The organism is Paenibacillus sp. JCM 10914 (assembly GCF_001315105.1).
Taxonomy (GTDB): Bacteria; Bacillota; Bacilli; order Paenibacillales; family Paenibacillaceae; genus Paenibacillus_AQ.
In genome coordinates, this window is sequence record NZ_BAZR01000023.1 from 69,831 (window position 1) to 93,194 (window position 23,364).

The following is a 23,364-nucleotide window of genomic DNA, read 5'->3' on the forward strand; positions in this document are numbered from 1 at the left end:
ATATCAAGAAGTTGAAGCAGGACCTGCTCGTGAACGACAGAAGATCCCGCATCCTTATTAAGGGATTCGGGATCTTCTGAGCCAAAATAATGCAAGACGGGTTTAAACGGGCTGCTGCATCTCGGCGACAAGCCGCTTGAGCGATTCCTGTTTCCATCTTGGAATCCGCAGCTGTTTGGCAGACGGTGCCTTCTCACCGAAGTAAACGGTACATTGTTCCACTTCGGTAACCTTGTCGACGTTTACATAGCAATTGCCACCGACGTGGTAGAATTGCTTACCGGAGAGCAGGGAGGTAATGTTGTCGGCAGACATTCTCTTTTTAATATTATAATTCCTGCCGTGAAAGCTGACTAAACCGTGCGATCCGGTTTTAAAGAACAGAATGTCTGTCTCCACCACGAAGTCCTCATACATGTTGCGGGATTCCGATACGTGCTTCATCATTCTGGTTCCCCCTTTTTCCAAGATCAACATTTGTGATAACGCTTACATTTTATCATGTTTTGCGTTGAGTTGAAAGCACTTTTTTTATGATCGCAGCGAAAAGCTCTGTACCGCAGGGTACAGAGCTTAACTAAACTATGTTACGCCATCATCTACATGAGTGGATTAAGGCGTTGCTTCCGCATCAGGTGTTTCTGCTGCCGCTGCTTCTTTCTCTTCGATCGTATTCGTTACGTTGGCGCCTTCTTTCAGTTCCTGGATGTACGCAGGGAGCCCCTGATAAACCTTCTGGCTCTCGATCTGGTTGCGAATTTCTTCTTTTTTCTCTTCCAGCGTCGGATTGATTGCTTCCTTGCGGTCGGTCAGTTTAATAACATGATAACCGAAGGAGGTCTTCACCGGATCGCTGATTTCGTCTTTCTTCATGCTGAACGCGGCTTCTTCGAATGCAGGGTCCATCTCGCCACGACCGAAGAAGTCGAGATCGCCGCCGGTGTCCTTCGTGGCATCCTGATTCTTCTCACTGGCGATCTGTGCGAAATCTGCCCCGTCTTTCAACTGTTGTACGATTTCCTTGGCTTCCTCTTCGGTCTCTACGAGAATATGCGAAGCGCGCACCTGTTCAGGAGTAGCGAAGTTATTTTTGTATTGATCATAGAACGCGGATATCTCTTCGTCCGTAACCTCGATTTTATCGGCCATCAATTTCTTTTGCTCGATTTGTTTTTTGGATTCCGTACGGAGCTCTTCCAGTGTCATACCGGATTGCTGGAGCGCCATGTTGAACTGGTCTTCGGAAGGGAAGGAGCCTTTCAACGCCTCGATCTCCTGATCGATTTCTTCCTCTGTCACTGTGATGGACTTCTTGTTAACTTCTTGTCGGATCAACTCTTGGGAGATCATTCCATCCAGAGTCTGTTTGCCGCCAACCGTGACCAATTCTTCATACAGCATGTCCTTCGTAATTTTAGCGTCATTCACCTTGGCTATGGCTTCGTTACCGGAACCTTTAGCGAATGGAGGTACGATCAGAACAACGATCAGCGCTGCTGCAAGCACGAGTGAGGCGATCATCCAGCCTTTGCCACCTCCGCCGCCTCCGTTAGCAGTATGCTGTTCATTCTGAACGACTGCATGATCTGCGACCATGGTTGGAGGGAGGTACTGTTCCTGCTCAGGCTGTTCATTCACCTCCGACTGCCTATCATCAACCGATCCGTCTTCTTCACTTGAAGGCTCATCGCCTTCGGGTAATGACGAGTCGATTCGGTTCGATTCAGTTTCAGGTGTTACATCCGGTTCATGCAGGTTATTCTCTCTCTCTTGAGCCTGTCCTTGTTCATCCTCTGGTTGTCCAGGGTGATTTGGCTGTAAATCGTTATCTTTCATTCAACAATTGACTCCCTTCGACTGCATGTAATAATGCATTGCTTCATTCTTTAATCACTTTACCAGATAAAGTATGGCTTTACCTTAAGAAAAAATAAAAAATGCATTATTTTATAGTTACATTATGATCATTCCTGTAATGCCACATGCAATTCCTAGAACGATGACCGAGGCGGCAACGAACCAGATGACCTTTCTTGGGAACGAACGTCTAACCATGAGCAGTGAAGGTAAGCTGATGGCGGGCAGGGTTAACAGCAGCGCAGACGCCGGTCCCGCCCCGAGTCCAGCTGCCATGAACGCTTGAATAATCGGTATTTCGGCCGCAGTCGGGATAACGAACAGCATTCCCATTAGTGCGAAGAATATAACCGCCAGCAGGCTGTTGCCAGCAGCCGTTCCCAATTGCGGGAACATCCATACTTGAAGTGCGCCAAGCAGCAGTACGGCCAAGAAATAGGCTGGAATGACCCGGATCACCATATCTCTTATGCCTGTTAGCCAGCGCTTCCAGAGTGGGCGTGTGTCGACCTCGATGGGAACATCGTCGATTTCGACTGGATCTGATTCTTTGGCGAACCGATTGGCTAAATAGCTGACCCCAAAGGTAAGTATAATCCCGAAGATCAATCGTAATAAAGTAAACTCCCATGATAATACAAAAGCCATGAAGATCAGCGTCGCCGGATTTATCGTTGGGTTCCCGATCCAGAAAGCCAAGGCTGAGCCGACAGAAACATGTTTCTTGCGCAGCCCGATTGCGATTGGAGCGGCACAGCAGGAACACATCATACCTGGTATGGAAGCCATTCCGCCGATGGCCGTGCTCTTGAAATTCGCTTTGCCGAGTAGCTTGAGCAGCCAATGAGAAGGAAGAAGGGATTGAACAAGCGTTCCGAGCAAGATCCCCAGCAGGGCGGCCTTCCACACGGCTTTGAAGTAGGTGAGGGTATAATTCCAGGCTATTTGCATGAAGGAATGGTGCCGTCTGCATGCACCTCTATGATCGAGGAGCCGATGCTATGCTCAACAATCGCTGTCAGTGCTTTGTCGTAGTATGGCCACCATTTGACGTAGGTCAAACCTGTAGCCGCTATAATGATGAAAATCGTGAACAACCAAATATTCCTTCTGTGATTCGGGTGCTGCACGGACATTCGGCTGCCGGTGTGCTGCGTCATGTATGAGATTCCTCCGTTAAATGAAATGAAAGTATTGACATATCTAATTGAATAGTATACCACACTTCATGGAGTTCGTAGTTGATATCTGCGATAATGGAAAATCATAGGAAATGCATTAGACTTGCCAGGTGTGATTACATATAATGAAAGAAGTGCCTCAAGGAAGTAACTCGGAACATATTTGATGATAGAAGGGAAGAGCCGTGATGAGCCTAACGGATAAAATAAAGTTGACTTCATATTCCTCTAAGGGAGGTTGCGGTTGCAAAATCGGACCGGCGGACCTGGCCCAAGTGATACGCAACTTGCCGCAAGCCGAGCCGAATCCAAACCTCTTGGTTGGTCTTGACACCAGCGACGACGCAGGTGTATATCGGCTTACTGACGAGATCGCGATGGTTCAGACTGTGGATTTCTTTACACCGATCGTGGACAATCCTTATGACTTCGGCCAAGTGGCGGCAGCCAATGCCATTAGCGATATATATGCGATGGGCGGCAAGCCGCTGACGGCGCTGAACATTGTTGCATTTCCGATTGCGACGCTGGACAAGCAGGTGTTGACTGACATCCTGCGGGGAGCCGGTGATAAGTTGAAGGAGGCGGGGGTAACCTTGGTTGGCGGCCACTCCATCGACGATCAGGAACCTAAATTCGGGTTGGCGGTTACGGGAACCGTTCACCCAGATCGGATTAGAACGAATGCAGGGGCTCAGCCCGGGGATGTTCTTATTTTGACGAAGCCTATTGGCGTAGGCATTCTGACAAGCTCTATCAAGAAGGATCTCCTGCGTGATGAAGAGATTCTTCGTGTAACGAAAGTCATGGCTGCGCTGAACAAGCAAGCTGCCGAGATTATGGAATCGTATGATGTCCGTGCTTGCACCGATGTGACAGGGTTTGGTCTGTTGGGCCATACGCTTGAGATGGCTAAAGGGAGCAATAACGGCATACGCATCCAAAAGTCGTCTGTCCCTATGCTTGAGCGGGTAAGGGAGATGGCGGAAGCGGGTGTTATTCCCGGTGGAACGAAGAATAACTTTGATCACGTCAAGGATGAGATTGATTTTCCTGAAGAGATGGATCAGATTGACAAATGGATATTGTGTGACGCTGTCACATCTGGTGGCCTGCTTATCGCCGTGGAAGGCTCGCAAGCGGAACAATTGCTCCATGAACTGTTAAACGCAGGTTTGGAGGCAGGCCGGGTGGGTGAAGTTCATCGTGATCACCCTGGGCGTATTGCCGTGGAGTGGTAATTCGTTCATGCAGTTCTTCATTTATTAAAGGAGCGAGCAGATATGTTTCAAGACATCACCGTTGAAGAATTACTCGAAGTTCAGAATCACAAGAAGATCACGCTGATTGATGTTCGTTCTCCCTCCGAATTCAAGGAATCGACGATTCCTGGCAGTCTTAACATCCCTGTGTTCAACGATGAGGAGCGCGCCGAGATCGGAACGATCTATAAGCAGGTAAGCGTTGATGCTGCCAAGGAACGCGGTTGGAGATCATGGCAGCCAAGCTGCCCTCCTTCGTAAAGTCGTTCAAGCAGATTGAAGGCGATAAAGCGGTGTATTGTTGGCGCGGGGGAATGCGCAGCCGCACTGCTGCCACCGTGTTATCGTTGATGGACATCCATGTTAACCGCATTACGGGCGGCATTAAAGCATACCGGAAGTATGTGCTGGACACGCTGGATACGATGAGACTTGATCATCGGCAGGCGTTTGTACTCCATGGACTGACCGGCACGGGCAAGACAGCAGTATTACAGCAGTTGCATGAGGACGGATATCCGGTAGTTGATTTGGAGAAGCTGGCAGGACATCGGGGGTCAATCTTTGGTCATATCGGGGTGGAGGTCAGCAATCAGAAAACGTTCGACGCGTTGTTGTTAGAACGCCTGAAGCAGGTGGAGAATGCCGCGTTCATATTGATCGAGGCCGAGAGCAAGCGCATCGGTAAAATCGTCGTTCCGGATTTTCTAATGGAGAAGAAGGAAAATGGAGTTGCCATCGTGCTGGAGCTGCCGCTCGAAGAGCGCGTAAGGCAGATCATGAAGGAATATGCTCCGGAATCATATAAGGAGCAATATCTAGAAGCGTTCAATCTGATTAAGAATCGAATTCACACGCCTATCGCTGCTGAAATAGCAAATTCTTTGGAATCGGACCGGTTTGAGGCGGGAATCCGAATGCTGCTGGAGCATTATTATGATCCGAGATATAAACACACCCTTTCTCAATACGAGGATAGCAGTCCGATCGTTGTTTCGGTGGATCATGTCGAGGCAGCGGTGAATGCGATTAAAGAGATAATAGATCGGAATGGAAAGGAGGGTCAACCTTGATCCCGTATTTGATTGTTATCACGTTAGCCTTGATTGGCGGTATCGCCACGATGTTAATCGGTTTATCGCAAGAGAATCGCAAGGCCAATCCGGAGTATGAGCGGAGGACAAAATCGAATATTGTGAAGCTGCTGATTCTTTACATACTCGCTGTCCTCGCTTTTATCGTGATTTGGTCATTATTCAATTAGTACAGGAAACATAAAAATCGCTCTTACACTCAGGATGCTGCGTATGTCCTGAGCGTGGTTAAGAGCGATTTTTTCTGGTGAAATTAATTTAGCGGTGCATCAAGCGCGGATAGGGCATCAGCAATCGGTGTATCTCCGGACACGAGGTCGAACGAACGGCGAAACGTGCTCTCTTCATCCAGCGATAACAATGCCGTTCTGGCGACATCCTCCCGCGGAATGGAACCGCTCCGAATATCTTCTGCTGCGGCCACTTTGCCGGTTCCGTCCTCATTCATCAGGCCGCCGGGGCGGATAATGGTATAGTTCAGGCCGCTGTTGCGAAGAATCTGGTCGGCATGGTGTTTGGCCGCATAGTAAGGCTTGATTTGCTCACTCCAATGTTCTCGGCGGTGGGCTTGGAGGGCGCTGATCATGATGAAACGCTGTATGCCGGCAAGCTCAGCGGCCTCGATTACTTTTGCCGCACCGTCCAGATCAATAAGCAGCGTCTGATCGAAACCGGTTCCTCCACCAGAGCCTGCAGTGAAGACGACAGCGCCACAGTCCCTGGCAGCATCAGCGAGTTCCGACACCGTACCATCGAGATTAGCAAGCACGCTTTCGATACCGGCCTTCTGAAAATAGGATGCTTGTTCTTGCTTCCGAATCATGGCCTTTACTTCGTAATTCGGATGATCATGTAGCATATGCACGAGTTGTTTGCCGATTTGACCGTTTGCACCGACGACAAGGATTTTCATATGTGAACGCTCCCTTGATTTAGTAGTGGGTGATTCTGCTGAATGATCCGAGTAAATACTGCGTAATTTACATAGACTACGACGAAATATATTAGTAAATTTCGGGAATCCAGCTTTGATTGTGGACTTGTAACGTGATATTATCATATTTTCACCATTCGACAAGGGATTGAAACAACGAAGAAGGGGCATATCGAATTGACAAAACAACCACAATCGAAAGTTTCGGTCGATAGACAACGCCTGACCTATTACATAGCATTGATCAGCATGATCGGCTTTATCCTAATGGCGATACTGGTTCGGGGAGAACACGTCAACGAAATGGATTCGGCCATCATCGCGTGGATTCAAAATATGGAACATCCCATACTTACCCAAATCGCCGTAGGATTATCCTTCATAGGTTCGAGAGACCCGGTCATCCTGCTGACGATCATCGTTATCGTGCTGTCGTACCGGCTGCTTAAGCATCGGATGGAGATCGTGCTGCTGATCGGGGTGGTATTAGGCTCTTCCATATTGAATCTGTTGTTGAAACTTGGCTTTCAGCGTGCCAGGCCTGATCTTCACCGGCTGGTTGAAATTACAGGATACAGTTTTCCAAGCGGGCATTCCATGGCGGCTTTCTCTTTCTATGGTGTGCTAGCCTACTTGCTATGGAGACATATTCCTTCCAATACAGGGAGGTGGATGCTAGTGATAATTGCGACCGTTATGATCCTAAGTATCGGCATCAGTCGCATCTATCTCGGCGTACATTATCCAAGTGACATTCTCGGGGGGTATCTGGCAGCCTGTACATGGTTAGCCTTGCTTGTAGGAAGCTATGAACGACGAATGGGCAAACGTGCTGTTCATGAACGATCTTGAATTACACCACGCCGCACATGCATCACTTGAAGCGGGTAGGGGTAATTCATGTAATAGTAAGTCTTGCATAGGCGTATGTATCAGGGATCACTGCTGTCATTACTTAGGTTTATACATTCGAAAAAGTTAGGAGGGCTGTCTGTGGCATTCGGTGCACGGATGTTCAAAACGGGCTTGGCTGTAACGCTGGCTCTTTATATGGCGATGCTATTTGACTTTAAATCGCCGGTAGTTGCCGCGATCGCCGCGATATTTGCGATGCAGCCTTCCATTTACAGATCATGGAGATATTTTCTGGATCAGTTGCAGACGAGTACGCTTGGCGCGATATTGGCGATGCTCGGCGGATATTTCCTGTCCAACCAACCGATTTCGGTTGGTCTCGTCTGTATCGTTGTCATTATGATATGCATGAAGCTTAAAATGGGAGAAACTATCGGACTGACCCTCGTCACGGTAATCTCGGTAATGGAAGCTTCGGGACAGTGGGATTTTGCTCTTAATCGATTCATTCTTACCATCATCGGAATCGTATCTGCTTTTCTGATCAACATCCTGGTGTTTCCGCCAAAGCCGAAAGAGCAGTATATTACCCGGATTCATATGGTATTCGGCAAAATGTCGCTGCTGCTCCGTACGGCGATCTCCCATGAGATGAAGGATACGGTTTATCGATCGGAGAAAAAGGAACTGGAATCCTCCATCAAATCGCTGTCGGACAAGTACAATCTGTTCGAAGAAGAGCAGAAGAAACTGAAGAAGGCCAAATACAGCCAAGCAAGGCAGCTGGTTGTATATAAACAGCTGCTACAATCGCTTCGTAAGGGGTATGATGTACTGGATGCCGTGGAGAATCATTATTTTCAGACCGAGCGAACGGAAAAGACGGATGTTGATTTCGACCATAATTTGGAGCGGTTAATGAAATATCATGAGCATATCTTATGGAAGTTTGAGGGCAAACTGAAGCCGAATGAGGAAGAAGCTGAAACCATGGCAGAGAGTAATGAGGAATTTATGGAACAGGTCATGTCTGGCCCAGGTGCAGCTCCAGGTGGACTTCGATTATCGGTGGTTGCTGCGGCGATGTACGACTACGGATACCAGTTAGACCGATTAAATCGGGTTGCCGAGCAGATCAACAGAATATCGGGAGAGCAAGAATCAGAAGAAACATTGCTTTCCTGGCTGCGTAAATAAGAAAACAGGTCACCGATGCTTGCGACGCATTCAGTGACCTGTTGCTACTTAATAACATTTATTGAATATAGGAAACAAAAAAACCGACAGATTAGCCGGTATGAAAGAGTATATGTTGAATTGTGTTTAGGACATTGTTATAATAAGAAACAGTCTGTCGCAACATATTAATACATTTTTACACAATCAATATTATAATATCACAATTAATTGACGCTGTCAACCAGTATATACTAGGGGGGATGAATAATGGCTATCAGCGAACAGGATTGGCAAGAAGAACAGTCACGTGTAAGTGGAGTAACTTCAAAAATTCAAGATAAAATCTCGCAATTGGAAGCAAATGTCGGAGATATCCGGGATGTTGTTATCGACATGAGGAAGGATTTCTGGGATGAAGTTACCGTTAACTTCAGTAATCCGGATGATCTGGGCGAAACCTCAACGAATCTGCGTCAACAATCCCAAGTGTTGGCTGAGCGTGAGCATGCCCATTTGCAATCCAGTAAGTTGTTGAAGAAATATCGGAAGCTCGTGAGCTCCCCTTATTTTGGACGAATTGACTTTGTCGAGGAAGGTTCCTCAGAGGTTGAGCAGATTTACCTTGGCACTGGTTCATTCCTTGATGAGGATACGGACAGCTTTCTTGTCTACGATTGGCGCGCACCTATATCAAGTTTGTATTATGACGGAGCTCCGGGTCCAGCTCTATATGAAACCCCGTCAGGAACTGTGCAAGGGGAGATGCGGCTCAAACGTCAGTTTGTTATTCACGACCGGAAAATCAAGGTGTTGTTTGACACGGGAGTAACGATTGGCGATGAGTTATTGCAACAAGTACTAAGCCATAGCGCTGACGACCGGATGAAGAGCATCGTAGCCACGATTCAGAAGGAGCAGAATGCGGTCATTCGCAATGACAAGACCAGAATGTTAATCGTTCAGGGGGCTGCCGGCAGTGGCAAAACCTCGGCGGCTCTGCAGCGGGTTGCTTATTTGCTCTACAAGTATCGCGAGACGCTCCGCGCGGACCAAATGATACTGTTCTCGCCGAATCCGCTCTTTAACAGCTACGTCTCGACTGTGCTGCCTGAGCTTGGTGAAGATAATATGCAGCAGACCACCTTCCAGTCGTATCTGGAACATCGGCTCGGCAAGGAATTTGATTTGGAAGATGTATTTACCCAGACCGAAACATTGCTGAATGCTGACGAGTCACCGGAATATCAAGCGCGGCTTGGGAGTATTCGATATAAGTCCTCGGGCTCTTTCCTGACAACGATTCGCCGTTATAAGGAATGGTTGGAGAAAGACGGAATGATGTTTCGGCCCATCGTATTTCAAGGACAGATTATCGTAAGCAGCGATGAGATGAGAGCGCAGTTCTACAGTTATGATGTGGCGGTTAAGCTTGCCGGTCGAATCGATCTGATGAGAGAATGGTTGCTCAAACGCTTGTCAGAGTTTGCACAGCTGGAGAAAAAAGCGCCATGGGTCGAGGAACAGATCGAGCTGCTGGATGCCGACGATTACCAGCGTGCTTTTCAGACGATGCGCCGCAAGCAAAACCGTAACGAGACTACTTTTGACGATTATGATAAAGAGAGAGACGTCTTGGCCAAAATGGTGATTAGTACCCGCCTGAAGCCGCTTCGCCGCTGGATCAAACGGTTTCGGTACGTTGATGTTAAAGGTATGTACCGCAAATTGTTCACCGACCTCGAACTATTTCGACGGGCTGCCGGTCAAGAAGAACAATTGCCCGAACGGTGGGAAGATATATGCAACTTAACGTTAGAAGAACTGGATGGAAAAAGGTTGCTGTATGAGGATGCGACGCCGTTTCTATATTTGAAAGAACTGTTGCAAGGGTTTCGTACGAATACTGCAATCCGTCACGTTATTGTGGACGAGGTGCAAGATTATTCCGCCTTCCAGTTAGAATTTCTCAAACGCTTGTTTCCTCGCGCGAAGATGACGGTACTGGGCGATCTTAACCAAGCGATATATGCTCATGGGGAGGCGCTAGGCAGCCTCGAGAATCTCGTAAGCCTGTACGGAAATGAACAAACGGAGATCATTAATCTGACTCAAAGTTATCGCTCCACGTATGAGATCGTTGACTTCACCAAGCGAATGATTCCAGGGGGTGAGCGGATCATACCGTTCAACCGTGCAGGCGAGGCGCCACTCGTAACCAAGGCGCGTGATGAAACGGAGCTTCGCAAGGCTGTCATCGCAGATATCCGCGAACTTCATTCCCAGGGGTACGAATATGTGGCAGTGATTTGCCGAACGGAAGCCGAGAGCCGTCGTGTGCAGCAGCAGTTGGCGGATGAAATGCCTGCACGTCTGATAACCAAAAATACACCTTCTTTCGAGAAAGGAACACTTGTTGTTCCGGCTTATTTAGCCAAAGGCGTTGAATTTGATGCCGTCATCATCTACAACGGCTCAGAGGATGTATACCATCGTGAGAGCGACCGTAAGCTGTTCTACACGGCATGTACCGTGCCATGCACAGACTCCACGTCTATCATGTGGGCGAGAAGAGTCATTTCATCCCGCATCTACAGCCATCTTCTTAATGGGAACCCCGTTGAATGTATTGGCAATGAATGAGTAGATGAGGCGTTATATTGTTTGATCTCAAGTCATAGCGGTGCTCAGGATGTTATTCCTGCGCCACTATGGCTTATGTTTTGCTCACTAACTGATTCTTGAAGCAACAGGGAAAATACGGAAGCGAAAATAAAGTGAAAAACCGTATAAAGCTATACCAGTAAGGAGGGAGTTATCCAATTTTAAACATTATTTGACCGATGATTAATAAAATTGGTCAAATAATTTTCTTGTAACCGCTTTCATTAGCTGGGAATCTATTCATTTTCGACATATTTTTGACGAAAATAATATGGGGTATAACTTATATCAAAGGTGTGGTGTTCTGCTGATGAAGATTAAAACCAAATTGATTCTCTCGTCGACCATTCTTATTTTGGTTACGGCCGTTATCATCACAATGGCATTTCTCACTTCGACATCGACAGAGCGGAATTTCAGTCGGATCATTGAAGTGGATCAGAAGGTGATATACAACTTGTCAGAACTCGAGAGCTTGCTAGGCGGAATATCCAGTGATGAGAGAGGCTATTTGCTTACGGGGGATTCTTCCTTCTCGACATCATTGGAGGCAAACAGGGTCGCTATCGAGAATGTTTTGTCAGAAACCGAAGGATTGATGACTTCACCGGAGGATCAACAGCTATTCCAGCAGATTCGAGATGATTATGAGAACTATAACACCGCCGTAACGGAAGTGTTGAACAAGCTTGGTTACGATACGGGATTTTACAAGGCTGTTCCCTTCCGTGTATATGAGACCTCATTTAACAAAGAACGTGAAATCCGGGATAAGTTCGCTAAGGTCGTCGATGAGTTCACCTTGAGCAAGAATGCGTCACTGGCTCAGCATGCGAAAGAGATCGCGAACGCTAGCATGGCTAAGAATATGGTGGTGATGATCATCGGGATCGCTGCTATCGTTTATTTTGCCGTTCAGGGATTCCTGCTTACCCGTTCCATTCGCCCTTTGGACAAAATGAGTGAACAGTTATTAAGGATAGCGGATGGAGGCGGTGATCTTGTCACCCGATTGAACATTAACTCGAAGGACGAGATCCGTGCGGTTGCCGATGCGTACAATAAATTGGTGGAAGGGTTCCGTACGCTAGTCATTCAAGTGCAGGACACGGCCGGGAAGGTAAGTTCAACCGCATCACTGCTACACTCTAGCACAGAAGAGATTCGTCAAGCATCTCATCAAACGTCGAGTATTATGGAAGAGCTGGCCGCAGGGGTAGAGAATCAGCTGCAAGATACTGAACAAACCACAGCTACAGTGACGGATATGGCGGAAGGAATGAAGCATATTGCGTTGGCAGCACAAGATGTTTCGGGTCTTGCAGCAAGAGCCAATGGGCTGGCGGGCGACGGAGAGCAAGCGATCATACATACTTTGCAACAAATGGAAGGCATCCGCAGCAGTGTCGATCAATCCGCTCATACGGTGCGTGCGCTCGGTGAGAAAGCTTCGAACATCGGGGCAATGGGACAGATCATTATCGAGATCGCAGAGCAGACATCGCTGCTTGCTTTGAATGCATCGATAGAAGCGGCCCGTGCAGGGGAGCATGGCAGAGGATTTGCCGTAGTAGCGGCCGAGGTAAGGAAGTTGGCCGACCAAGCGTCGAACTCCTCTGTTGAGATCAGACAGTTCGTGGAAGACCTTCAACAAGACATCTACCGTCTGGCAGATGTGATGGAGAAAGGGACACGCGAAGTGACCGAAGGCATGAACGTCGCTCAAGGAGCGGAGCGAGCGTTTAAAGACATTGAGCAGTCTGTAGGCGAATTGAACGGACAGATCCAGGGCGTGACCGTAGCAACTGAGCAGATGAATTACGGTGCAGAAGAACTGGTGCACGCCATTCGACGCATTCAGGAGATAACCGAAACCTCTGCAGGAGGGACACAGAGCGTTAGTGCCGCAACGGAGGAGCAACTTGCTTCGATGGAGGAAATCACAAGCTCCGTGGAGGAACTGAATGTGATGTCCGGTAAATTACGCGAATTGATGTCGGGGTTTAAGGTTTAGATCAGCCATACAATTGCATAAGGGAAAAATCGACCACCTTGATGTCATGCATATTCTAGGCAAAACAACCTACAATATGGATGACAGATAACATAAAGGTGGTCTTCTCATGCAAAGTAAGAAATGGGACCTGGTTGCACTCGCGTCAATACCGCTCATAATGACGCTAGGCAATTCCATGCTGATCCCCATTCTACCGCAGATTTCCAAGGTCCTGGGTATTAGCTCGTTCGAGGTCAGCATGTTAATTACGGTCTATGCGGTTGTCGCTATACTGCTGATTCCGATCGCCGGTTATTTGTCTGACCGGTTTGGCCGCAAGAAGATCATCATACCGAGTCTGATCATCACTGCAGCAGGTGGTGCGGTTTCTGCCGTGGCTGCTTGGATGCTTAGCGGCAACGCAGCATACTACGTCATCCTTGGAGGACGATTTCTGCAGGGCATTGGAGCAGCAGGTGCTTTTCCCATCGTCATTCCCCTTGTCGGCGATATGTTTAAGGAAGAAGAGAAGGTGAGCAAGAGTCTTGGCATCATTGAGACATCCAACACCTTCGGCAAAGTCGTCAGCCCGATACTGGGAGCAGCGCTTGGAATCGTTGTCTGGTTCTTGCCATTTGTGGCTATTCCGATATTATGTCTGATCTCTTTGGTTCTCGTTATTTTTCTTGTGAAAACTCCGGAACAGAAGAACAACAACAGCGAGCAATCGCTCCGTGAATTTCTAAAAACGACAAAACAGGTGCTGCACGATAAAGGCAGATGGCTCTATGCGATATTCATTATCGGCGGTATTGCGATGTTTGGTACATTCGGTGTACTTTTTTATTTGTCAGAGACCCTGGAGAGCACGTATCAGCTCCATGGCGTTCTGAAAGGGCTTGTTCTGGCCATACCGTTAGCTTTGCTATGTCTTGCTTCATATTTGGCCGGTAAGTTTACGGGTAAGAATAAAGCGGCGATGAAGTGGACAGCTTTCGCAGGAATGACCTTATTAACGGTCTCTCTAATCGTAACTGGATTTAGTGATCAGATATATTTCGTTGTGGGCATGATGACCCTCGGCGGGATCGGAATCGGCTTGGTCTTGCCGTGTATGGATACTCTCTTAACCGAAGGAATAGAGAAGGAGCAGCGAGGGACGATTACCTCGCTGTATAGCAGTATGCGCTTTATAGGGGTATCCCTTGGACCGCCTGTTGTCTCGCTCCTGCTTGGAGCAAACCACTGGGTGATGTTCGGTGCGTTAGCGGCGGTGGCTGCCATTGGTGGGCTGCTCACGCTGTTCGCGGTCAAACCGGAGGCGAAGGAAGGGGATTCCGGCGGTAATTCTTACCAGGTTGAATTTAAGAAGCCGCAAGTCTTGGAGAAGAAGGGAGCGCTTCCGTGAGGTCAGATTAGACCATCCGGAAGGCTCTTTTTTTGTGTGCGCAATCCGCGTGCGGCTGCGGGATAATTTTTAAGCAGATCTTCGCGAGCATGACAGGGTTTCGTGGATAAATGTGGAATATGACTTTAGATAACATAGCCTTGACAATTGGGCGCTATATTTAAAGTAATCCATTTATCAAACAACCAGGAGGACGATTGAAATGTCTCAAATCATTAATTTTGCCCATCGCGGTGCTTCGGCCGTATGTCCGGAGAACACGATGGCCGCTTTCGCCAAGAGTCTGGAGCTTGGCGCAACCGGAATTGAAACCGATGTTCAGATGACCAAAGATGGAAAGCTGGTCTTGATTCATGATGAGAGCGTCACACGTACTACTGGCGCGGAAGGGTATGTGAAGGATTATACCTACCACGAGTTGTCTCGCCTGGATGCAGGTTCATGGTTTCACGCTTCTTTTCAAGGGGAGCGCATTCCGCTGCTGGAAGAACTGCTTGAGTTAACGAGGAGCAAGGGGACGATCGTCAATATAGAATTGAAGAACGGAGCGATTCAGTATCCAGAGTTGGAGGAACGTGTAATCGAGGCGGTGAACGCCTACGGTATGGCCGAGCAAGTCGTCATCTCCAGCTTTAATCACTACTCTCTGGTTCATTGCAAAGAGATCGATCCGGGCATTCGAACCGGACTACTATACATGGAAGGACTATATCTGCCGTGGGAATATGCCAAACTCGCGAAAGCTGATGCCCTTCATGCATATAAGCGTGCTGTACTGCCGGAATGGGTTGCCGAAGCGCAGAAACACGGGGTTGTCTATCATCCGTTTACGGTCAATCAAGAAGAAGAGATGAAGGCTTTGATTGATGCCGGAGTTGCCGGAATCATAACGGATTATCCGGATGTACTCGCCGGCTTGCTTCAGACTAAGGGAGTGTGACGTGTGAGAAAAACATGGCTGCTGGGCTTTGGATTTTTTAGTATCAGTATTACGTGGGCGCTTTATAACGCATTCGTACCTTTTTTTCTGGAAAAATATATTTCCAGTGTCGCCCTGATCGGTTTTTTTATGACGATCGACAATTATTTCGCCTTGTTTTTGCAGCCATGGATAGGCAATCGAAGTGATCGCACGCACACGAAATACGGCAGAAGGATGCCGTATCTACTCATCGGAATGCCTCTGGGCGCCTTATTTACAGCATCATTCCATTCCATAACAGCATGGTGACCTTGATTCTGTTCATGGTCCTAATGAATTTGGCTATGAGCTTATATCGTTCGCCTACCGTATCATTGATGCCGGATATAACCGAAGAGAAGAAGCGAACCCGGGCGAACGGAATTATCAACTTTATGGCGGCGTTGGCTCCATACTTGCCTTTAGTCTCGGTTCTATGCTCTATAATACGCACACCTCGTTGCCATTTATTACTGCAGGGTTCGTGACGCTTGCAGCTTTATTTATCCTGAAGACCTTCATTCATGAGAGGCGCGATGCTCCAGGTTACATTCCTGAACAGACTTCTAAGCCGAGGATGACCTTTCGCAGCCAGCTTAACCGCACAACCGTATTGTTGCTCGCGGCGATTTTCTTCTGGTTCGTTGCTTACCAAGGAGTGGAGACGCTGTTTACCTTGTATGGAAAAAATCAAATGGGACTGACAGAAAATCAAGCCTCTTTCTCATTGACTTTCTTCTCGCTCGCGTTTGTTATTTTTGCCATACCGAGTGGGTTGATCGGTGCCAAGTTTGGCAAGAAACGTATGATCCTTGTCGGTGTCCTGGGTCTCCTAATCGTATTTGCACTGGTTCCTTGGGTGGAATCGCTGTTTCTCTTGCGTATTGTACTCACGCTCGGGGGAATATGCTGGGCTTGTATTAACATCAACTCGTATCCGTTCATTGTGTCTACAGGTTCGGAGGACAGCATCGGAACACGTACAGGAATGTATTATCTGGTCTCTTCGCTTGCGGCCATCTCGTCACCGCCGTTGTTAGGCAAATTAATCGATATTATGGGCTATTCGATCTTGTTCTTCTGCGCAGCAGGCAGCATGCTGTTGGCACTGGTCTGTGTTCTGCTTATTAAACACCCGGAGAGATCGAGCCCGAACCATCCTCAATCAGCGCCGGTTCAGGGCTGAATAAATACTATATGACATAATACAACCCCCACGCTACTAGAGTGGGGGTTGTATTATGCGTCATACATTATTCCTGCGGTGGTTTTTTGCTACCTATAGTCATTGCTAGCGATATTCCGATGGCCACCCCTATTCCAATGCCGATTGCGATATTGTCCATCGCGACGCCGATCGCTATCCCTACTCCGAGGCCGATGCTGATTCCTAAGCCCATGTTGCTCTTTTTCTTGTCCACTGCGTATTCACCTCCAACAACCTTGAGCATTTAGCGGGATTCCATTGTTTGTTCTAATATATACGAAGAGGAACAAGTCTAGTTCCGTCCGTTCGTATTCATCCTCGACTTGCATGTCCCGCTCCCGCAACCCATAATAGGGATAATGATCAAATGCGGATCGAACAAACAACGAAGAAAGGGGGAGGGATGCCATGCAGTGGCTGGCTATGCTGACCATGCTGATTGATCATGTCGGGCTCGTGTTTTTTCCCGATCAAGAGGTATGGAGAATCATTGGCCGAATCGCATTTCCCATCTATGCATATGCCTTGGTTCAGGGACACCGTTATACGTCCTCCAGACCGAAGTATATGTTTCGCCTCGGCGTGATCGCGGCAATATCCCAAATCCCGTATCAACTTGCGCTTGATCCTCGCGGATTGAACGTTGTGGTTACCCTGTTGGCTGGAGCCATTGTGTTGTATCTGCTGGAGCGTTCGGAATCCCAACTCTTGTCATGGATGCTTGTCTTGGCGGCATGTGTGGTCATGGACAGCTTGCCGTTTGATTACGGTGCTTACGGGCTGCTGTTGATCCTTATTTTCCGGTATGCGCACGTGAACTGGTTAGTTCCGCTACATCTCTTTCTGAATTTGTTGTTCTGGTTCCTGAATAACTGGGAGATCCAGATGTGGAGCGTCATTCCGACCGCCATCCTTGCGTACGGTCCCCAAATTTGGCGGAGACTAGAAGCGATGCGAGTGAACCCGTGGATCTGGCGAACGTTCTATCCTCTGCATCTCGTTGTGATCGCACTGTTACGAGTCCTGTAGGGGTAGTACAGCAGATGGTTCTGATTATCTACAAGGAGAGACATTCATGTTGAATTTTGCAATTGCCGCGTGTGTAATCCTGTTTGCCGTTGCAGGGTACATCGCATTTATGAATTCCCGATTGATTGCCGAACAAAAAAAGGAAGCGTACATTCCCCCGCCGATATCCGAGTATACCGTTTATATGACGCCTCACTTTAGCGAAGACGATAAACGTGCACTTGTTCCGATCGGTGTTATGGAATATCGTGATGCGGATGCGATCATGAAGATTTACCTATGCCGTGTTTTGAACGAGAGCGAGGATCTGAAGCTGGAGGACGCGGGTCGTGTGTTTCTGCAACATCTTACTGCTGCGCGGGATTCCGAGAGGCTTATGTTCTACCGGACCGTGGAGGAGGCGCTACAAGGACCGGATGAGAAGGCTTTGACCGACCGCTTGACGGTTGCCTCGAAAAAAAAGGCAAGGCCGGAATAGGTCAATACGGGTCAACACGCCCCCTGCTGGGGTAATAAACAGTTAAAAGACCGAAAGGAGATTTTCCGAAATGAAAACATTTATAATCGGAAGGACATCGGTCTCCGTCTTTATAGGCGACATTACGACCTGGACGGGCGACGTTATCGTCAATGCTGCAAATTCAGGACTGCTGGGTGGTAAGGGTGTAGATGGTGCTATTCACAGCGCCGGAGGGCCGGAAATAATGGAGCAGTGTAAGGAAATACGCAAGCAGCAAGGTGGCTGTCCTCCAGGTAATGCCGTGATTACCGGCGCTGGTCAGTTACCGGCGCAGTATATCATACACACTGTTGGCCCGATCTGGGAGGGCGGTGGACGGCGTGAGGAGCACACGTTAGCAGAATGTTACCGCAACAGTCTGCTGCTTGCAATGGAGGTCGGTGCCAGAAGCATCGCTTTCCCTAATATAAGCACAGGTATTTATGAATATCCGTTGGCTCCGGCAAGTGATGTTGCACTTAAGGCGGTTGTGCAATTACTTGAGGAGGATCCACCGAATAACCGTTTGGATCGCATCGATTTTGTCTGTTTCACTCCTGAGAACGAAGAGTTGTATATCCACTGGCTGGAGAAGTTTACGCAGGAGAAGGAAGCGCAGGTATAGGTATTGCATTGTACCGCATGTTGGCGGTTTAACAGTCTATAGCCTAAATGGTATAGGAAGCTATGGGATCTATGCACAATATAAGGGGGGCGCGGTTCATTATGCGCCCCCCTGTTATATACATGTGACTCAAAGACGGTTCGTTGTTTACATATGATACGAACCGTTGGGTTCGTATAGGACCCATTCGAGCATCGTGATCATTTCTTCGAGCCGAGATTGTTGATTGAGCAGGCTGATTTAGCTTGCTTGCAAGCAATTTCTTTTGCATCATTAGTTCATTGAGTTTGGATTTGATCTGATTTTCTGTTCTCATAATAAAAATGGCCTCCATTTGCATTTCACGTGCCGTAGTTCCACAATGGCATCATTATAGCATTGATTCTGAACATAGCGAAGGAGCGGTTGCCGTAATGGTTGATAACAATATGAAGCAAATCGCAGCTGAACATGCAGTCAAATATGTTCAGGATGGAATGAAGATCGGACTCGGGACAGGCTCAACCGCCTATTTCGCCATAATGAAGATTGGAGAGCTGGTTCAATCCGGGCTGCGGATTCAAGCTGTAGCCACGTCCAAGGCATCGGAGCGGTTGGCTATTGAGCAAGGCATTCCCCTGTCACCAATAGAGCAGGTCAGACGGCTGGATATGACGATAGACGGGGCAGACGAACTGGATGGACAGCTTCGACTCATAAAAGGCGGTGGCGGTGCGCTGCTTCGGGAGAAGATTACGGCCTTCCACAGCGAACGGCTCGTCATTGTCGCAGATGAGTCCAAATCAGTATCTCGGCTTGGCGCCTTCCCACTGCCCGTTGAGATCATACCGTTCGCTTATGAATGGACCGTGGAGGCATTAATAGAGCTTGGATGCTCTGTACGGATCCGGCGCGCTGAGGGTGGAGGCAGCTATTTCACGGATAATGGAAATTTGATAGCCGACTGTCAATTTGAACTTATGGATGAGCCGGAGGAAATAGCTGCTCGGCTGAGCCGTATTCCCGGTGTTGTGGAGCATGGATTATTCGTTGGGATGGCGGATCAAGCGATCATTGGCTGTCACGACGGAACTGTGAGAATGGTACAAGCCAGGGAACGGTCAGGCAAGATTGTATTTGACAGTTGAACCGGCGTTCATTAACCTAAATACATGATATTTTTCGGAGGGTGAAGTATGTCGGACATTCAAGAACGTGAGGATTATCCGTTACACTTATTGGTTGTGCTCGCCAGAGCGTATAACGCAGTGATGACTCACTCCAATCGCAGTATTAACAGCCATGGACTGAATTCAACAGAATTCGGTGTGCTGGACGTCCTCTATCACAAGGGGCCGCAGCCTTTGCAGAAGATAGGGGAGAAAGTTCTTATATCAAGCGGTAATATTACGTATGTAGTAGATAAGCTGCAGAAGAAGAACCTGCTGGTTCGTCGTGCATCTGCAGAGGATCGTCGTGTGATCTATGCCGAATTAACTGCGGAGGGCCAGGAATTGTTCGAAGTGATCTTCCCACAACATCAAGAGCTCATGCTCGCGGCGCTCAGCGGGTTGTCGCAAGAAGAGAAGGTGCAGGCCGCGGCTCTGCTTCGCAAGCTGGGAATCAGTGCCGAGGAGATGCTCTGAGGCGTAACAGGATATTAGTTTACACAAGAGATTGGAGATATGTATGATTCGAGACATTTCAAGACAGACAGAGCAGCCTGAAGTGAAGGAATTGCTCGGATATGCCGTTTTTGCGGATGATGAAGTTGCCCTTGCGGCCGCGGCGTCTATATACGAATCGGGAGCAGCGCGACTCTATGGGTATGAAGAAGATGGTATATTGGTCGGTGCGATCGGCGTGGAAGAACATGCCGAAGACCGAGAGATTGTCATCAAGCACATCGCCGTCGTTCCCGAGAATCGCGGGAAAGGTTATGGACGAGGGCTGGTTTTGGATATGCTGCTGGAATTGCCGCATCAACCGGAGCGGGTCATAGCGGAAACCGATGAAGAAGCGGTACAGTTTTATCGCAATATCGGTTTTGAAGTATACAGTTTAGGTGAGCTGTATCCCGGTGTGGAGCGATTCCGTTGTGTTTATGAGGTAGAGCAGCACGAGGACTGATGTTCAAGCGTGAGCGCTCCCGTAAGCTGGTAATATTAATTGATATTCGAGACAATTCACCGTTTCGCTGGAAAAGCTTCGTTCATATAATGTTCTACCGAGCGGGGCAGGGGTGAACATGTTGGTGTACCATTATACCGCTGTCGGTGATTCCTTGACCTTCGGGTTTGGAGCGATGCCAGGCAGCGGTTTTGTTCCGTTATACCGCCGAATGGCGGAGGAGAAGCTTCAGCAGTTCGTGGCCCATGAGAATCTGGGGGTCAATGGATTAACCTCGGAGGAGTTGTATGATCGCATCGTCCAGCTACCTACGTACCGGTATCATCTGCAGCAAGCACATATCATTACGATATCGATTGGAGGCAATGATCTTATACGAGCGGTAAAGTCGTCAGGTGGACGTCCGAGCCGTGAGATTCTCGATGCGGCATTGTATCGTTGTCAAACCCATGTAGCCAACATCATTGCGTACATTCGAAAAGTAAAATCCGGCGGCGGCAAACCTTATTTCATTCGAGCCATCGGAATCTATAATCCGTATCCAGCGTGGACGGAAGCTTCGGAGTATGTGATCAGGTTCAACCGCTATCTTGTAAGTTTGAGTGACGGCTACTTTCGGATTGCGGATGTATATCCCTTATTTTCCGGGAGAGAAAAAGAATTGTTATCCGCGGATGGCATACACCCGAACGGGCGTGGCTATCGGATCATTGCAGAACAGCTGAACCGGCTTGGGTACAAGCCTCTGGCATAAGATGTGGTTAACGGGAAAGGGTGTCATTCGGTCGACTCATGGACCGCATGACACCCTTTCAGTTTGTTCTAAGAGATGAATAAGCTGCGGAAGAAGCTTCTGACCGCCCACTTGCGCTCCTGGCGCTTCTTATACTTGGGAAGGGAGCGATATACGTCTATCGATTCCTTATAGGATGTCTTGGCGTTCTCCGGCTTGCCGACGAGTTGGTAGGTATAACCGAGCAGGTAATACGCTTCGCTGGAAGAGGAGTGGCTGGAGTGGAACTGCTCCAAATAACGAAGCGCCTTCTCGCGATCCGAGTCGGATAACGCATCCGCCAATCTCAGGTACGGCCTACCGTATTTGACCCGTGAATTGAGTTTAAGCGCATGAAGAATATCCGCTTCACCCTGAACCAGATTGCCTGTTCGCAGCCGGGCAGTTCCGACATCATCCCAATATTCAGCGGAGTCCTGGTAGTGATTGGAGATACTCTCCAATATCTTCAAAGCCTCGGTATACTTACGCCGTTCAATCAACAGCCTGGCAAGTTCATGCCGGGAGGAAACGTCACTCGGGCTAGCTGCAATCTGGGCTCTAAGTTTGGAGATATTCCGAGCGCGCTTAATCGGTTTGCTCAGGCTCGGAAACACGCCGACAAACCGGCGGTCCAGGAAGTAGAGAATGAGAAGCAGCACCACGATGGCGATCAAAGGATTGCCAATAATGTAAAATAAAAGACCGAGAATGAGTAACTTAAACAAGCCTGATCCCCCAATTCTGTGATCAACATATAACGTTGATTATACCATAAGCTGGATGATTTGGAATACGGATGATTCAGGTCCTATAGACCTTGAAGATATGCGCATGTGAGGAAAGGACTTAGGTATTGAAATCTAAACGGAATCGACCGATATAGGTAGTAAGAGGTGATATATATCGTGGCGAAAAAAGGACAAACTTTCCATCACTACAGTCTTGAAACGAAGAAACAGGCAGTCGCCATGCGGCTGGAGGGCATGACCAAGAAAGAGGTCGCATCCGCCTTACACATATCAGATATCGGACGGTTAAAAGTGTGGATGCGCAAATATCGGGAGAATGGGGAGGAAGGATTGGTTGATCGCCGTCGGAAGGCCGGCGGGCTCAACTCGGATCCGAATCAAGCTGAACACTTGGAAGAAGAGCCGTTGTCCCAAGTGTAGGACTTTAACTGTAGAATCCCTAGAGGGCGTGATGAGCGAAATATTCGTGTCACGCCTGTTTGTTTGGCCATGCCGGCGCGACGCAGTCCTTCCTTGGTAGGCGACTTCACCATTAATTGCTTGATCAGGCGGTAGCTAGTTCAACTCAGGGTGAGCTACATAACATGTTGTATGTTCTAAAGAAGGAGGGATTCATGTGAGCGGAGTAGTAGAAGGTTATGGTGGTTACGGATATGGCTCTTCTGTCGGTGCGATTTTGGTATTATTCATCTTGTTGGTGATCATTACTCGCGCATTTATCTAATCCATTCTTTTGAGTGAACACGATATGGCATTAACCTGTGAATAATAGCACCATGAACAGTATAGCAACAGCATGATATGCTACAGACAAAAAACAGACCACTGCCAAGAGTGGTCTGTTTTTGTGTGATTGCATCCATGGGTGTAGTGCCCCCCTGATTGCCACCTCGTAATAAAAAAAGAACAAAATCCCTGTAACATATAGCGCCATTACAGGGATTTTGTTCGGGAGCCACCGAGGTGACTCCCTCATGGGAGAA

At 48.2% G+C, this 23,364-nt stretch carries 21 protein-coding genes and 4 pseudogenes; 19 read left to right on the top strand and 6 right to left on the bottom strand.

What is annotated here, in order from left to right; all coding sequences use genetic code 11:
* Window positions 1-102 precede the first annotated feature (102 nt).
* The 3 genes and pseudogenes from JCM10914_RS20740 to JCM10914_RS20750 all read right to left on the bottom strand — a co-directional run bounded on the left by JCM10914_RS20740 (window position 103) and on the right by JCM10914_RS20750 (window position 2,993).
* Window positions 103-447, bottom strand: a complete 345-nt coding sequence (locus tag JCM10914_RS20740; RefSeq protein WP_023964294.1) for a LytTR family transcriptional regulator DNA-binding domain-containing protein — start codon at window positions 445-447, stop codon at window positions 103-105.
* Window positions 448-612: 165 nt separating this feature from the next.
* A complete protein-coding gene (locus JCM10914_RS20745; protein ID WP_023964296.1) occupies window positions 613-1,836 on the bottom strand; it encodes a peptidylprolyl isomerase in 1,224 nt (407 codons plus the stop codon).
* Window positions 1,837-1,953: 117 nt separating this feature from the next.
* Window positions 1,954-2,993 (bottom strand): annotated as a pseudogene (locus JCM10914_RS20750) (permease).
* Window positions 2,994-3,226: 233 nt separating this feature from the next.
* On the opposite strand from JCM10914_RS20750, the gene selD reads away from it, so the two are divergent.
* The 3 genes and pseudogenes from selD to JCM10914_RS20765 all read left to right on the top strand — a co-directional run bounded on the left by selD (window position 3,227) and on the right by JCM10914_RS20765 (window position 5,564).
* Window positions 3,227-4,279: a selenide, water dikinase SelD gene (selD, locus tag JCM10914_RS20755; protein ID WP_036719374.1), complete on the top strand. Its 1,053-nt coding sequence runs from the start codon at window positions 3,227-3,229 to the stop codon at window positions 4,277-4,279.
* 42 nt (window positions 4,280-4,321) lie between these two features.
* A pseudogene (gene mnmH / locus JCM10914_RS20760) lies at window positions 4,322-5,373 on the top strand (tRNA 2-selenouridine(34) synthase MnmH).
* Window positions 5,370-5,564 (top strand): hypothetical protein, encoded by a 195-nt coding sequence (locus JCM10914_RS20765; RefSeq protein ID WP_023964308.1) that lies wholly within the window; start codon window positions 5,370-5,372, stop codon window positions 5,562-5,564. Before mnmH ends, JCM10914_RS20765 begins: the two are co-directional and overlap by 4 nt.
* A gap of 83 nt (window positions 5,565-5,647) precedes the next feature.
* On the opposite strand, the gene JCM10914_RS20770 is transcribed toward JCM10914_RS20765, so the two are convergent.
* The gene (locus JCM10914_RS20770; RefSeq protein WP_023964310.1) at window positions 5,648-6,307 is read right to left on the bottom strand and encodes an SDR family oxidoreductase; all 660 of its coding nucleotides are present in this window, start codon (window positions 6,305-6,307) and stop codon (window positions 5,648-5,650) included.
* A 198-nt stretch (window positions 6,308-6,505) separates the two neighbouring features.
* Here JCM10914_RS20770 and JCM10914_RS20775 point away from each other — a divergent pair, with 198 nt between their 5' ends.
* From JCM10914_RS20775 to JCM10914_RS20805, 7 genes and pseudogenes are all read left to right on the top strand, one after another.
* The gene (locus JCM10914_RS20775) at window positions 6,506-7,180 is read left to right on the top strand and encodes a phosphatase PAP2 family protein (RefSeq protein ID WP_023964312.1); all 675 of its coding nucleotides are present in this window, start codon (window positions 6,506-6,508) and stop codon (window positions 7,178-7,180) included.
* Between the two features lie 141 nt (window positions 7,181-7,321).
* Window positions 7,322-8,380 carry an aromatic acid exporter family protein gene (locus JCM10914_RS20780; RefSeq protein WP_023964315.1) on the top strand — a complete coding sequence of 353 codons (1,059 nt, stop codon included), beginning with the start codon at window positions 7,322-7,324 and terminating at the stop codon, window positions 8,378-8,380.
* A 249-nt stretch (window positions 8,381-8,629) separates the two neighbouring features.
* Window positions 8,630-10,968 (top strand): annotated as a pseudogene (gene helD, locus JCM10914_RS20785) (RNA polymerase recycling motor HelD).
* A 365-nt stretch (window positions 10,969-11,333) separates the two neighbouring features.
* Window positions 11,334-13,037: a methyl-accepting chemotaxis protein gene (locus JCM10914_RS20790; RefSeq protein WP_023964319.1), complete on the top strand. Its 1,704-nt coding sequence runs from the start codon at window positions 11,334-11,336 to the stop codon at window positions 13,035-13,037.
* Between the two features lie 109 nt (window positions 13,038-13,146).
* Window positions 13,147-14,427: an MFS transporter gene (locus JCM10914_RS20795; RefSeq protein WP_023964321.1), complete on the top strand. Its 1,281-nt coding sequence runs from the start codon at window positions 13,147-13,149 to the stop codon at window positions 14,425-14,427.
* A gap of 202 nt (window positions 14,428-14,629) precedes the next feature.
* A complete protein-coding gene (locus JCM10914_RS20800; RefSeq protein WP_023964323.1) occupies window positions 14,630-15,367 on the top strand; it encodes a glycerophosphodiester phosphodiesterase in 738 nt (245 codons plus the stop codon).
* Between the two features lie 3 nt (window positions 15,368-15,370).
* Window positions 15,371-16,574: pseudogene (locus JCM10914_RS20805) on the top strand (SLC45 family MFS transporter).
* Window positions 16,575-16,641: 67 nt separating this feature from the next.
* Here JCM10914_RS20805 and JCM10914_RS29355 read toward each other — a convergent pair.
* The gene (locus JCM10914_RS29355; protein WP_023964329.1) at window positions 16,642-16,809 is read right to left on the bottom strand and encodes a hypothetical protein; all 168 of its coding nucleotides are present in this window, start codon (window positions 16,807-16,809) and stop codon (window positions 16,642-16,644) included.
* 194 nt (window positions 16,810-17,003) lie between these two features.
* Here JCM10914_RS29355 and JCM10914_RS20810 point away from each other — a divergent pair, with 194 nt between their 5' ends.
* The 7 genes from JCM10914_RS20810 to JCM10914_RS20840 all read left to right on the top strand — a co-directional run bounded on the left by JCM10914_RS20810 (window position 17,004) and on the right by JCM10914_RS20840 (window position 21,611).
* On the top strand, window positions 17,004-17,624 hold the full coding sequence (locus JCM10914_RS20810; RefSeq protein ID WP_023964331.1) for a TraX family protein: 621 nt from the start codon (window positions 17,004-17,006) through the stop codon (window positions 17,622-17,624).
* A 46-nt stretch (window positions 17,625-17,670) separates the two neighbouring features.
* On the top strand, window positions 17,671-18,102 hold the full coding sequence (locus JCM10914_RS20815; RefSeq protein ID WP_023964333.1) for a hypothetical protein: 432 nt from the start codon (window positions 17,671-17,673) through the stop codon (window positions 18,100-18,102).
* A gap of 70 nt (window positions 18,103-18,172) precedes the next feature.
* Window positions 18,173-18,748, top strand: coding sequence for an O-acetyl-ADP-ribose deacetylase (locus JCM10914_RS20820; protein WP_023964335.1), 576 nt, complete (start codon window positions 18,173-18,175; stop codon window positions 18,746-18,748).
* A 413-nt stretch (window positions 18,749-19,161) separates the two neighbouring features.
* Window positions 19,162-19,875 carry a ribose-5-phosphate isomerase RpiA gene (gene rpiA / locus JCM10914_RS20825; protein ID WP_023964337.1) on the top strand — a complete coding sequence of 238 codons (714 nt, stop codon included), beginning with the start codon at window positions 19,162-19,164 and terminating at the stop codon, window positions 19,873-19,875.
* A 48-nt stretch (window positions 19,876-19,923) separates the two neighbouring features.
* Window positions 19,924-20,373: a MarR family winged helix-turn-helix transcriptional regulator gene (locus JCM10914_RS20830; protein WP_023964339.1), complete on the top strand. Its 450-nt coding sequence runs from the start codon at window positions 19,924-19,926 to the stop codon at window positions 20,371-20,373.
* Between the two features lie 43 nt (window positions 20,374-20,416).
* Window positions 20,417-20,857: a GNAT family N-acetyltransferase gene (locus tag JCM10914_RS20835; protein WP_023964341.1), complete on the top strand. Its 441-nt coding sequence runs from the start codon at window positions 20,417-20,419 to the stop codon at window positions 20,855-20,857.
* A gap of 118 nt (window positions 20,858-20,975) precedes the next feature.
* A complete protein-coding gene (locus JCM10914_RS20840; RefSeq protein ID WP_023964343.1) occupies window positions 20,976-21,611 on the top strand; it encodes a GDSL-type esterase/lipase family protein in 636 nt (211 codons plus the stop codon).
* A 68-nt stretch (window positions 21,612-21,679) separates the two neighbouring features.
* Here JCM10914_RS20840 and JCM10914_RS20845 read toward each other — a convergent pair whose 3' ends face one another.
* On the bottom strand, window positions 21,680-22,357 hold the full coding sequence (locus tag JCM10914_RS20845; RefSeq protein ID WP_023964345.1) for a lipopolysaccharide assembly protein LapB: 678 nt from the start codon (window positions 22,355-22,357) through the stop codon (window positions 21,680-21,682).
* Between the two features lie 180 nt (window positions 22,358-22,537).
* Here JCM10914_RS20845 and JCM10914_RS20850 point away from each other — a divergent pair, with 180 nt between their 5' ends.
* Both JCM10914_RS20850 and JCM10914_RS28575 read left to right on the top strand, forming a co-directional pair.
* The gene (locus tag JCM10914_RS20850; RefSeq protein WP_023964347.1) at window positions 22,538-22,801 is read left to right on the top strand and encodes a helix-turn-helix domain-containing protein; all 264 of its coding nucleotides are present in this window, start codon (window positions 22,538-22,540) and stop codon (window positions 22,799-22,801) included.
* Between the two features lie 196 nt (window positions 22,802-22,997).
* Window positions 22,998-23,105: a YjcZ family sporulation protein gene (locus tag JCM10914_RS28575; RefSeq protein WP_006211394.1), complete on the top strand. Its 108-nt coding sequence runs from the start codon at window positions 22,998-23,000 to the stop codon at window positions 23,103-23,105.
* The last annotated feature ends 259 nt before the right edge of the window (window positions 23,106-23,364 follow it).

Bases quoted from the DNA above. Each gene is read 5' to 3' on its own strand.
- JCM10914_RS20740 (WP_023964294.1), bottom strand. From the start codon at position 447: ATGATGAAGCACGTATCGGAATCCCGCAACATGTATGAGGACTTCGTG.
- JCM10914_RS20745 (WP_023964296.1), bottom strand. From the start codon at position 1,836: ATGAAAGATAACGATTTACAGCCAAATCACCCTGGACAACCAGAGGAT.
- selD (WP_036719374.1), top strand. From the start codon at position 3,227: ATGAGCCTAACGGATAAAATAAAGTTGACTTCATATTCCTCTAAGGGA.
- JCM10914_RS20770 (WP_023964310.1), bottom strand. From the start codon at position 6,307: ATGAAAATCCTTGTCGTCGGTGCAAACGGTCAAATCGGCAAACAACTC.
- JCM10914_RS20790 (WP_023964319.1), top strand. From the start codon at position 11,334: ATGAAGATTAAAACCAAATTGATTCTCTCGTCGACCATTCTTATTTTG.
- JCM10914_RS20795 (WP_023964321.1), top strand. From the start codon at position 13,147: ATGCAAAGTAAGAAATGGGACCTGGTTGCACTCGCGTCAATACCGCTC.
- JCM10914_RS20800 (WP_023964323.1), top strand. From the start codon at position 14,630: ATGTCTCAAATCATTAATTTTGCCCATCGCGGTGCTTCGGCCGTATGT.
- JCM10914_RS20810 (WP_023964331.1), top strand. From the start codon at position 17,004: ATGCAGTGGCTGGCTATGCTGACCATGCTGATTGATCATGTCGGGCTC.
- JCM10914_RS20815 (WP_023964333.1), top strand. From the start codon at position 17,671: ATGTTGAATTTTGCAATTGCCGCGTGTGTAATCCTGTTTGCCGTTGCA.
- JCM10914_RS20820 (WP_023964335.1), top strand. From the start codon at position 18,173: ATGAAAACATTTATAATCGGAAGGACATCGGTCTCCGTCTTTATAGGC.
- rpiA (WP_023964337.1), top strand. From the start codon at position 19,162: ATGGTTGATAACAATATGAAGCAAATCGCAGCTGAACATGCAGTCAAA.
- JCM10914_RS20830 (WP_023964339.1), top strand. From the start codon at position 19,924: ATGTCGGACATTCAAGAACGTGAGGATTATCCGTTACACTTATTGGTT.
- JCM10914_RS20835 (WP_023964341.1), top strand. From the start codon at position 20,417: ATGATTCGAGACATTTCAAGACAGACAGAGCAGCCTGAAGTGAAGGAA.
- JCM10914_RS20840 (WP_023964343.1), top strand. From the start codon at position 20,976: ATGTTGGTGTACCATTATACCGCTGTCGGTGATTCCTTGACCTTCGGG.